This window comes from Halomonas sp. G11 (genome assembly GCF_001663515.1).
GTDB lineage: Bacteria > Pseudomonadota > Gammaproteobacteria > Pseudomonadales > Halomonadaceae > Vreelandella.
Genome location: NZ_LYXG01000012.1, coordinates 1 through 10,951, shown reverse-complemented (window position 1 = coordinate 10,951; position 10,951 = coordinate 1). Strand labels below are relative to the sequence as shown.

The following is a 10,951-nucleotide window of genomic DNA, read 5'->3' as shown; positions in this document are numbered from 1 at the left end:
TGAGGCATCGGAGACCGCAAATTAAACAAGAGGATATCACTTGTAGTGGCATTGTGAAGTTTTAGTATAAAGTGACGCCGTCAACCCAAGCGAGCCAATTAACCCTATGAATCAACCTTTCGACACATGGCAGCAGCGTTTCGAAACTCTGCGTTCGAACAAATTTTTTGAAGCCTTTGTGATCGCGATTATCGTCATCTCGGCGCTGGTGATCGGCGCTAAAACCTATGAAGAGGAGACCTCGCGCTTTGAGCAATGGCTTCTCTATCTCGACCTGGCCATCACGGTTTTCTTCCTGGTAGAGATCCTCATCAGAATAGCGGCTGAAGGGAGCCTGGTGCGCTTTTTCAGGCGAGGGTGGAATATCTTTGATTTTGTCATCGTGACCGCCAGCCTGATCCCCATGGACGATTCCGAGATGGTCCTGCTGGCGCGGCTACTGCGTATTTTCCGCGTGCTGCGCCTTGTCTCGATGATTCCCGAGCTGCAAATGCTGCTTTCAGCCCTGGTGAAATCCATTCCGCGTATGGGCTACGTGGTGTTGTTAATGTTCATTATCTTCTACATCTACGCAGCCATTGGCAGCTTCCTGTTTGCCGACGTCGACAGCTTCTTGTGGGGCAATATCTCCATTTCGATGCTGACGTTGTTTCGTATCGCCACCTTTGAAGACTGGACGGATATTCTTTATGCCACCCAGGAAGTCTATGCCTGGAGCTGGATTTACTACCTGACGTTCATCTTTCTGACCGCGTTTATTTTCCTCAACATGATGATTGGCATCGTACTGGACGTGATGCAGAAAGAGAGCGCCGCGCTCGATGTTTTGAACAATGGAGAAGATGTTGATGAGACGCACGCGTTGCGCAACGAAGTCAGTGAAATGCGCAGCCAGCTAGACCGAATGGAGGCAGCCCTGTCAGGGCAGAGGGCTGATAATGCGCGCACGGATATTGACAAACCCAGCCAAGACTGATTTTCTAGGCGTATGAATACATCCATGAACACCTTTGCGCTAGACCTACGACTACTAAGCGCCCGTCTCTGAATATCAGGGTCGGGCAGTGCTGCTGGCATTGTCGTTGGTTTTCTTAGTGGCGAGGTAGACATGGTTACAAACACTGGAATTATTGAATCAATTCAATTTGTAGGGTGCCGCTCTGTTATTACCGTGCGCCCGACAAACTCTTATGATCTACGCCCCATGGCCTTTACTGGCGATGGGGCGTTTTTCGTTGGCACGCCCGCCGTCCATCCAATCGAATATTTTCACCCTACTTGCCCTGGAGAGCCGTCATGATGTTGTCTGATCCCGCCAAAAAATACCGCCAGTTTGTTGCGGTGGACCTGCCTGACCGCCAATGGCCCAGTCAGCGGATTGAAACGCCGCCGATCTGGTGCAGTGTTGACCTGCGGGATGGCAATCAGTCATTGATCGACCCGATGGATCATGAGCGCAAGCAGCGCTTGTTCGACATGCTGCTGAAGGTCGGCTTCAAACAGATTGAAGTCGGCTTTCCCTCTGCTTCGCAAACCGATTTTGATTTTGTCCGCACGCTGATCGAACAAGACAAGATCCCGGAAGATGTGACCATTCAAGTGCTGACCCAAGCGCGTCCGCACTTGATTGAGCGCACCTTCGAAGCCTTGAAAGGCGCCAAGAACGCGATCGTGCACGTTTATAATGCCACCGATCCGATGTTCCGGCGCGTGGTGTTCAACGTGGATAAAGCCGAATGCGTGAATATTGCCACCGAGGCCACGGCGCAAATTCGCGACCAAATGAAGGCAGCGCCTGAAACCAACTGGACCTTCCAGTACTCGCCCGAGCTTTTCACGACCACAGAGATGGATTTTGCCGTCGAAATCGTCGAAGCGGTCATGGAAACCTTCGGGCCCAGCGCCGACAACCGGATGATCGTCAACCTGCCGGCCACGGTAGAAGTCGCCACGCCGAATAACTATGCCGACCAGATCGAGTGGTTCTGCCGCAACGTCAAAAATCGCGACCACTTGATTGTCAGCGTTCACCCTCATAATGATCGGGGTACCGGGGTGGCGGCCGCCGAGTTGACGCTGATGGCGGGGGCTGATCGCGTTGAAGGCACCCTGTTTGGCAATGGCGAGCGCACCGGCAATGTCGATATCGTCACCCTCGCCATGAACATGTACACCCAGGGGGTTCATCCGCAGCTCGATTTCTCCAATATCACCCCGGTGATGCGCGAAGTGGAGTACTGCAACCAGTTGCCGGTGCACCCGCGCCATCCTTACGTGGGCGATCTGGTGTTTACCGCTTTCTCCGGTTCCCACCAGGATGCGATCAAGAAAGGCATGTTGGACCGTCGCGCCAACCCCGATGCTTTCTGGGACGTGCCCTATCTGCCTATCGACCCGCTGGATGTAGGGCGTAGTTACGAGGCGGTGATTCGGGTCAACAGTCAGTCGGGTAAAGGCGGGGTGTCGTACCTGCTGGAGCAGGAGCACGGTATCGAACTGCCACGTCGGCTTTCCATCGAGTTCAGCCAGGTGGTGCAGGAAGTGGCCGACCGCACCGGTAAAGAGATTACCTCGCAGATGATTTACCAGGCCTTTGCCGATGAATATCTGGAGCAACGCTCGCCCTTTGCGCTGGTCAACCACCGTTTATCGTCAGAGCCTGATAGCCCCAAGGTAACGCTGGACGCCGTGGTCGAGCAGGATGGCGAGCGTCAAACGCTCAACGGCGAAGGTAACGGACCGCTCGCCGCCTTTGTGAAAGCGCTGGCTGCTGCCGGGCACGATGTGGAAATCATCGACTACCACGAGCATTCCCGTGGTCAGGGTGCCGATGCAGAGGCCATTGCCTATGTGGAAGTCCGCATCGACGGCAAGGCGGTGTTCGGTGTCGGTAATGACGAAAGCATTACCAGCGCCTCGATGAAAGGCGTATTGAGCGCCATCAATCGCCATTACTCTAATCAGCAACCGGCAGCGAACGTGACCGCGGAAACATTGGCGTAATCCGTTGATGTTCAATTGAGCGAGGCAGGCAATGAGGCGGCCCTGGCAGATCATAGTGTTAATCGCGATGGTGATTGCTGGGCTAGCATCAACCGTGGCTTCCCACGAACCGTTTGAGTCCAAACTGGTACGCCTGGAAGCCAAGCAGGCGCTGCCCGCACTGGCGTCGACACTCCAGCATGAAACGCCGGATCTCAACGCACTATTCCTGAGTTACTCACATGATCAGGCGCTCTGGATGAGCGCCTATCTTGCGCTGACCCGCCATGGTGATGTGGCCCGCGGTGTGCTCACCGACTATGGCCATTTGCCGGAATTCCAGAGCGTATTGGTCCGTTACGGTGCCGACGCCGTACTGCCCATCAGCTACTTTCGCGATCACGATATCGCCACGTTAAGTGCTCAACACTGGTTTGGCGAGCGTTACCGACAAGTTAGCCATTTGTGGGGTGACGAAACCGAAGCACCGACGAGCGCGCTTACTCCCTATCGCCGTGGACAAATGGGTATCGTGATGCTGGACACCAATGGCCATGCACTGCTTAACCAGTTTGTGGTAGATGACGAGGGGGACGTTGAGTGGCTGCAAGGCGAGCGGCTGGTCTCTGGAGTTGGCGATTTCTTTACCAGCGGTCTGCGTGAGCTTGAAAGTCAGTGGCGGCGGGGCGATGCCATTGGCGCCGCCGATCTAGGCTGGGCGGGTGTCGATCTACTGGTCATGGCCAGCACCGCTAAGGTGCTGCGGGCAGGCAGGGCCGCTCGTGCTGCCCGGGTGGGCAGTGTGGAAGCCCAGGGCGCTCGCGCGGGTTTGCGCCAGGGAATGGTTGCCTCAGGCGGGCGTTTTGCGACCCTGCCGCGTATGGCCAAGGTTACCGCGGTCGCGGGCACCGCCTATGTGGTGGCTCGCCACCCAAGCCTGGTCAGCGCGCTGGGTGCCAACCTGTCTACCTGGCTGGGCTGGCCGGTATGGTTGGGCCAGTTTCTTGTCTGGCTGGTCGTGCTACTGCCAGTACTGATAGTGGCGCGACTGGCTTATCGCTGGCTGTTGACGCCGCTGCTGTGGCTGCTGGTGCCCTTGATGCGGTTATGTTTTAGAACAGCTAACCATGCGTTAGCCAAGCGGACTCAACGGCAAGCCGAGGAGACTGACTAAGTAGATGGGGTTTAACATAAGTGGGGCGGCCTTAAGGCCGCCCCGTTGGTTATCTATTGATCAACCGCAAGCGTTATTCCGGCAGGGCGTAAACCGCCACCTGATCGCCTACCTGGTCTTTCAAGATACTGTTGCCACCGGAGACAAAGGCGACGTATTGGCGACCGTTGTACTCGTAGACAGCAGGGTTCGAGACCGAGGGGGCTTCGGTCTGATCCGACCACAGCTCTTCGCCGGTTTCCAGGGAGTAGGCACGCACCTTGGCATCCATGGAAGCGCCGATAAAGATAACGTCGCCAGCAGTTACCGCCGGGCCACCGATGGTGGGCGAGCCCCAGCTTTCGGGCATAAAGAAGCCATATTGCTGTGAAGCACCTACCGGGGTTCGCCACTTCACGTCGCCGGTCGTCATATCGAGAGCGACCAGTTCACCGAAAGGCGGCTCCCAGCAGGGCATGCCGAACCGGTTGAGCGCCACCTCAAGGCGCATGCCGTAGGGCGCGCCTTCCTGGGGGGCAAAGCCGCTCTCGTTGCCGGATGTTTTGTTCGCTGCCTCATAGTCTTCGCGATTATAAAGCTTTATGTACTGCACAATATGCGAGGTGTTGACGATGGCGGTCTGGCTTTGTGGGTCAAAGGCGACGCCGCCCCACTGGACACCACCTGCACTGATGGGGTAGCCAAGCGTGCCTTCACCTTGGGTAGTCGGCGGGGTGTACATGCCTTCGTAATGAAGGTCGTCCCACAGCGCCGAGCACTCTCCAAAGCTGACCGCATCGGCCAGCGCCCAGACCTCGGGTTTCTCGGACTGATCTAGCAGTGGCGCTGGTTTGGTCGGGAAAGGCTGTGTCGGGGCGTACACTTCGCCCTCGACCGAGCCGTCACCGCCTGGCACAGGGCGCTCTTCAATCGGCCAGACGTCTTCGCCGGTTTCGCGGTTGACGACGAAAAGAAAGCCCATCTTGGTTGCCTGAATCAGCGCCGGGATCTCCTCGCCATCGACGGTAATGTCCATCAACGTTGGGGCGGCATTAATATCGTAATCCCAGATGTCGTGGTGAACCCACTGCCGCGACCAGGCCACTTCGCCAGTCTCGACATCCACCGCGGTGGTCGATGTGCCCAGAGGTACTTCTTCGGTGCGGTTGCCGCCCCAGTAGTTCGGCGATGGCGAAGAAACGGGTAAATACACCAAACCAAGCTCTTCATCGGCGGACATATGCGTCCAGACGTTGGCAGTACCGCTCTGCTCACGCATCTCATCAGACAGCGCCTGGAAGGTCCATTCGCGCTCGCCGGTGCGGGCATTGATGGCAAATACGGTGCCGGGCGGGGTCTCTTCATAAGCCCAATCCATGCCGGCCCAACCGAGTATCAGGCGATCACCTACGACGGTCGGAGGCTGCAATAGCGACAACGGCCATTTGTCATTGGTGTCATTCCACTGATTGACGTCGAGTACGCCGTTGTCGGCAAAGTCCGTGCACCGTTCGCCGCTATCGGCATCCACTGCGAAGAGCTGGGCATCCATGGTGCCCATATAGACGACTTTCTGGCAGGGTTCGCCTGCTTGCGGGTCGTCGGCTTCCCAATAAGCCACACCGCGATTCTTCAGGGCGGGCTGGGTCAGTGCTTCAAGGGAGGACTGGGTATCGAAGCTCCATTTCTCTTCCCCGCTTGCGGGGTCAAGCGCCAGGATCCGGTAGAACGGTGTGCCGATATACAGCGTGTCGTTGGCAAACACCGGCGTGGCAGACCAGACCGTCGCGGGTAAATCGCCCGAACCATCGGCGACATCGCCGGTATGGATTTCCCACACCTTCTCCAGCTCGCCGACGTTATCAGCGTTGATTTGATCAAGTGGGCTATATTTCTGGGCGTTAAGCTGGCCATGGAAACTGTCCCAGATCGGCTCTCCAGGTACCAAGGGAATCGATGGGCCACTAGGTGCTTCTTCCGCTAAAGCGCTTTCCTGGTCTGCTGGTGCTTGCTCCCCTGGCGCCTCTTGAGCCGTTGGCTGCTCCGTCTCTGCTGACGGTTCCTGAGCCATTAGCGGCAGGGGCGTTAGGCAAATTGTCAGAGCGGTAACCGCGCCTAAACCAGATGTAATGGGTTTAAACGGAGTGCTTGTGGCGGATAAAAACGTCGTCATGAGCAGCTCCTTAAGAATGGGTGAGGCGTGCATGGCGCGCCGGGCGGAAAAGATCAAGAACCAGGCCGATCAGGCCCACTACCATCGCAACGCCGATCCACCACTGATGGAGCAGCATTGCAGCGAAAAATGTTCCGCCGAGGCCTATAAGAATGAGTATCCGCAGGGCAATGGAAGTGCCACGCCTTTTTACAGTTGCAAGAAGTAGGGCCAATACTGCAAGCGCGATACAGGCCACGATGGCAACCAGTGCCCCGAGTGTTCCCGTGACCCCCGTCAGTGGGGTGAAGTAGGCATACAGAGCGACGGCAAGACCGGCGAGTGAGGCTATCAGAAGGAGAATAGCGCCAGATTTTGGAGAGAAGGGTGACGACATAACGTGTTGGCCTCCTGGTGATTGAGGTAGCCAACATTGAGGCTAAGTCAATGTCGGAAATCATTAGCCCTATAACTTTAGCAGAAAACGATGCTTTTACGACCTTAGTAGGCCACTTTGAAGATGCTAAAAGACCCACTTTCGGCGTTATCACTTGTGCAAGTGCGTCGTTAGTGGGCCTTGAATCACTGCCAATGACATTATGACCTAGCAGCCTGTCGGACTTAACACTGATCTACTGCGAATCCCGGTATTTTGGCCAACTTTATTCGATCGATTTCGTTAAATAGCGCGCTATTCGCCTCAATCGATCGATAAATTTGGCTCAAAATCCGTGATTCTCGCGACGATCGGTCAAGCCCGACAGGCTGCTAGAGGCTTTTGAGAACAGGTAAGCAGGTTGCTGGTCTTAGCCGGTCTGGGTTTTCAACCAACCGCGCCAGCCGCCAAATTCGGTGATGTCCTCTGCTTCGCCCCCTTCATTGAGTGCCCCTGCGGTGCATATAAAGCCGCATTTCCAGCTGCCGTCGGCAAGCTCCACCTGGCCTAAACCCAGCGGAGCAGGAACGCCTGCTAAAAAGCTGCCCAGCGTCTCAATCGGCAAACGCCACACTTCCACTTCAATGGCCTGGCCGTTGGCGTCGCGTACCATCGCCGGGCGTTTGGGTGGCCCGCCTGCCAGAGCAAACAGCTTGTAGCGCGGCGCGCTATGAGTGCTGCTAACCAGCACACCACCGCGTTCAGTCAGTTGATGGTTAAGCGGCAAGCCCTGCAGGTGTGCACCGCACACGACCAGCTCCATACTGCCGTCCTGGGCATGGGTGAGTGGCGTCGCGAGCGCCGGATGGGCAACGCCAGTGGCACCTAACGGCAGCATTAAGCGGGCTTCGAGGGCGCGGCCCAGGGAGAGCAGTTTCAAATCGTCGAATACCGGCCCGAACAGCGTCACGCCCACCGGCAGGTCTTTTTCGGTAAAGCCAATGGGCACGGCCAGTGCGCTGTAGTCGAGGAGGTTCATAAAGTTGGTCCAGGTACCCAGGCGTGAATTCACGCCGATAGGGTCCGCCGCCACCTCTGCCTTGGTGGGGTGGGTCACCGTGGTGGGTGAGAGCATCACATCCACCTGGCCGATTAATGCGTCGGCCTGACGCTTGTACTCGGCGAGTTTATAACGGGCATCAAAGGCGTCCACGGCCAGCGGCGTGGCACCACCCTGGGTAATCTGGAAAGTGACCGGATGCACCGCCTCTGGGTGGCTCTCCATCAAATCGCGAATCACATGATAGCGCTCGGCTACCCAAGGGCCTTCATAAAGCAGGCGCGCTGCGGCCAGGAGGGGCGAACAGTCCAGCTCGACTTTTTCGCCGCCAAGCGCTTCAAGCTCGGCAACCGCCTGGTGCATGCCCTGGGTGTAAGCGCCATCGGTTTGCCACTGGGATTGCGGCGGTACCCCAAAGCGAAACGTAGCTGGTGCTTTACCATAGCCTTTACCGTGCAGGGTGAAGTTGTGTTCGCGGGACCAGGCGCACTGGTCGTCATAGGCGGCGGTGATGTCGAGCACTTTCGCCGCATCGTCGGCGGTAAGCGTAAACAGGCTGATCGTGTCGAGCGTCGCGCAGGCAGGCACCACACCGCGGGTGCTGAGTAGCCCCAAACTGGGCTTAACACCGTATAAATTATGAAAGCAGGCGGGGACGCGTCCGGAACCCGCCGTATCCGTGCCCAGCGCAAAGCTCACCATGCCCGCAGCGGTGACCACCGCCGAGCCGCTGCTGGAACCGCCGGTAATATAGTCGGGGTTGAAGGCATTGGCCGGTACCCCGTAGTCACTCAGGGCGCGCTCACCCACCAGGCCGGTGGCAAACTGATCCAGGTTGGTTTTACCCATGGGGATCGCGCCCGCATCGATCAGTTGCTGCACCACAAAGGCGTTTTCTGTGGGGGTATAAGCATAAGCGGGACTGCCTGCCGTGGTGGGAATGCCCGCCAGGTCGATGTTGTCCTTCATCGCAAAGGGAATGCCGTAAAGCGGCAATGTCTCCGGCGACTCGCCTTCCAGGCGCTTTAAATAGGGTTCCAACTGCTCACGGTTCAAGCGAGTAATCCAGGCGGGCTCTCTGCCGTGTGCGTCGGCTTGCGCAAGCAGCGCGTCGATTAACGTTTCAGGGGTGAGCTCACCCTGCTTGTAGGCGGCAAGGAGGTTTTGGATATCGAGTGCTAGGCGCTGTGTCATAAGGAAAATCCTGTCGTTATAAACCGTGGCGGAATGCTCTAAAGCGCTGTTCGTGGGTCAGTATCACGTCTTTTCCTCACTCTTGAGCACCACGACCGGCTGCCCAGGGGCGATGGATGCTCCCTCGGCAAGCGGCAGGCGAACAACGCGACCATCGCAGTGGGTGGCGATCTCGACTTCCATTTTCATCGACTCCACCACGGCCACCGGCTGGCCAGCCGTGACCTGGTCACCTTCTTCAACCAGCAACTTCCATAGGCTGCCGGTGACGGGGCTTTCGATGCCAATTTCGTTGTCATCCAGCGCCGTGACTTCGGCGCTTTCCGGGGCCTGATCTTCGAAGGTGAACTGGCCATTGGCCCGCCAGGCGGCCATCTCCGCCTGGAAGGCGGCTTCGCGTTTGGCGCGGAAGCTCTCGATCGCCTCGGCGTTCCTGTCGATCTCGGCCTGGTAATCCGCCAGGCGAAAACGCGTTGTCTCAATGGGTAAGTCATACCGGCCATGGGGGAAATCACTGCGAATCTGGGTTAGCTCGTCGTGGCTGACCTCGAAAAAGCGTAGCTGGTCAAAAAAGCGCAGCAGCCAGGGGTTTTCAAAGTGCTGTGTGGTGCGGTAGCGGTTCCACATCTGCAGCGTGCGGCCGACAAACTGGTAGCCACCAGGGCCTTCCATGCCATAAACGCACAGATAGGCGCCGCCGATGCCTACGGAGTTTTCGGCGGTCCAGGTGCGGGCCGGGTTGTACTTGGTGGTCACCAGCCGCTGGCGCGGGTCAAGCGGGGTCGAAACGGGGGCGCCCAGGTAGACATCCCCCAGGCCCATTACCAGGTAGCGGGCATCAAAGACGATATCGCGCACTTGCTGCTCGCTTTCCAGGGCGTTGATGCGGCGGATAAAGTCGAGGTTACTGGGGCACCAGGGGGCATCCGGGCGTACGCTGCGCTGGTATTTGTCGATGGCTTCCTGGCAGGCGGGGTCGTCCCAGGAGAGCGGCAGGTGTACCACCCTCGACTCGACTTCCAGCGACTCCACGTTGACCAGGGCCTGCTCGGCGTTTTGCAGGTGGGCGAGCAGTTCATCCAGGGTCAGTTCCAGGGGCTCGTAGTGAATCTGCAGCGAGCGGATGCCGGGGGTTAACTCGCGCAGGCCGGCCAGCGAGTGTTCCTGCAGCCAAAGCATCCAGGCGTGCACCCGAAAGCGCAGGGCGATATCCAGTTCCATGGCACCAAATTCGATCAGCAGGAAATCATCTCCGGCGCGTCGGTAAACAATGCGCTCACCGGCTTGCTCCGCGGGTACGTCGCGGACGATGGGGGTATCGCGCTCAGGCTGAATCTCTTCGACGGGCGCTGCTGTGAGAGACGCCAGTTGGTTGAGCTGGCGCTCTTCCAGGGTGCGAGCGGTGGCCAGACTCACCGGCACAAAGCGTATGTTGTCACCGGCCGCCAGTTGACCCAGCTTCCAGCGCTCGGCGCGCACCACGGTGGCGGGGCACACAAAGCCGCCCAGCGAGGGGCCATCGGGGCCGAGGATAACCGGCATATCGCCGGTAAAGTCGATGGTGCCGAAGGCGTAGGCGTTATCGTGGATATTGGAAGGGTGCAGGCCCGCCTCGCCGCCGTCGGCTCGCGCCCACTCGGGGCGTGGGCCAATCAGCCTCACGCCGGTGCGGCTGGAGTTGTAGTGGACTTCCCACTCGTGGGCAAAGAATTGCTCGATATCGTCATCGGTAAAAAAGTCCGGCGCGCCGTGGGGGCCGTAAAGCACGGCTACCTGCCAGGTCTTCCCGCCATCGCGATGGCCGAAGGTGGGGATCAGCGCCTTATCAAGCTGCGTCGTCGGGGCAGGCGTGAGCGCGGGTAAGTCGAGCATGTCGCCGCTGCGCAGCGCGCGGCCGCCATGGCCGCCAAACTGGCCCAGGGTAAAGGTGCTGCGCGAGCCTAAATAGCGCGGGCAATCGATGCCGCCGCGTACCAGCAGGTAGGCGCGAGCGCCTGCGTCGGCCTTGCCCAGGGTCAGGGTGGCACCGGCAGG

General features: G+C 58.3%; 7 protein-coding genes. 3 read left to right on the top strand and 4 right to left on the bottom strand.

The annotated features are described in order from the left end of the window. Positions 1–106 precede the first annotated feature (106 nt). The 3 genes from ADS46_RS06130 (at position 107) to ADS46_RS06120 (ending at position 4,156) form a co-directional block, all read left to right on the top strand. Positions 107–976: an ion transporter gene (locus ADS46_RS06130; protein ID WP_066317661.1), complete on the top strand. Its 870-nt coding sequence runs from the start codon at positions 107–109 to the stop codon at positions 974–976. A 320-nt stretch (positions 977–1,296) separates the two neighbouring features. Then, positions 1,297–3,003, top strand: a complete 1,707-nt coding sequence (gene leuA, locus ADS46_RS06125; protein ID WP_066317658.1) for a 2-isopropylmalate synthase — start codon at positions 1,297–1,299, stop codon at positions 3,001–3,003. A gap of 31 nt (positions 3,004–3,034) precedes the next feature. After that, positions 3,035–4,156: a hypothetical protein gene (locus tag ADS46_RS06120; RefSeq protein WP_066317655.1), complete on the top strand. Its 1,122-nt coding sequence runs from the start codon at positions 3,035–3,037 to the stop codon at positions 4,154–4,156. A 73-nt stretch (positions 4,157–4,229) separates the two neighbouring features. Here the strand turns inward: ADS46_RS06120 and ADS46_RS06115 are convergent, their stop codons facing one another. The 4 genes from ADS46_RS06115 to ADS46_RS06100 form a co-directional block, all read right to left on the bottom strand. After that, positions 4,230–6,308, bottom strand: a complete 2,079-nt coding sequence (locus ADS46_RS06115; RefSeq protein WP_066317653.1) for a pyrroloquinoline quinone-dependent dehydrogenase — start codon at positions 6,306–6,308, stop codon at positions 4,230–4,232. A gap of 10 nt (positions 6,309–6,318) precedes the next feature. Beyond that, positions 6,319–6,684, bottom strand: a complete 366-nt coding sequence (locus tag ADS46_RS06110) for a hypothetical protein (RefSeq protein ID WP_066317651.1) — start codon at positions 6,682–6,684, stop codon at positions 6,319–6,321. Between the two features lie 409 nt (positions 6,685–7,093). Then, a complete protein-coding gene (gene atzF / locus ADS46_RS06105) occupies positions 7,094–8,917 on the bottom strand; it encodes an allophanate hydrolase (RefSeq protein ID WP_066317649.1) in 1,824 nt (607 codons plus the stop codon). A 63-nt stretch (positions 8,918–8,980) separates the two neighbouring features. Then, the coding region (locus ADS46_RS06100) for a carboxyltransferase domain-containing protein (protein ID WP_156524482.1) at positions 8,981–10,951 on the bottom strand (1,971 nt) is incomplete at its 5' end.

Bases quoted from the DNA above. Each gene is read 5' to 3' on its own strand.
- ADS46_RS06110 (WP_066317651.1), bottom strand. From the start codon at position 6,684: ATGTCGTCACCCTTCTCTCCAAAATCTGGCGCTATTCTCCTTCTGATA.
- ADS46_RS06130 (WP_066317661.1), top strand. From the start codon at position 107: ATGAATCAACCTTTCGACACATGGCAGCAGCGTTTCGAAACTCTGCGT.
- ADS46_RS06115 (WP_066317653.1), bottom strand. From the start codon at position 6,308: ATGACGACGTTTTTATCCGCCACAAGCACTCCGTTTAAACCCATTACA.
- atzF (WP_066317649.1), bottom strand. From the start codon at position 8,917: ATGACACAGCGCCTAGCACTCGATATCCAAAACCTCCTTGCCGCCTAC.
- leuA (WP_066317658.1), top strand. From the start codon at position 1,297: ATGATGTTGTCTGATCCCGCCAAAAAATACCGCCAGTTTGTTGCGGTG.
- ADS46_RS06120 (WP_066317655.1), top strand. From the start codon at position 3,035: ATGAGGCGGCCCTGGCAGATCATAGTGTTAATCGCGATGGTGATTGCT.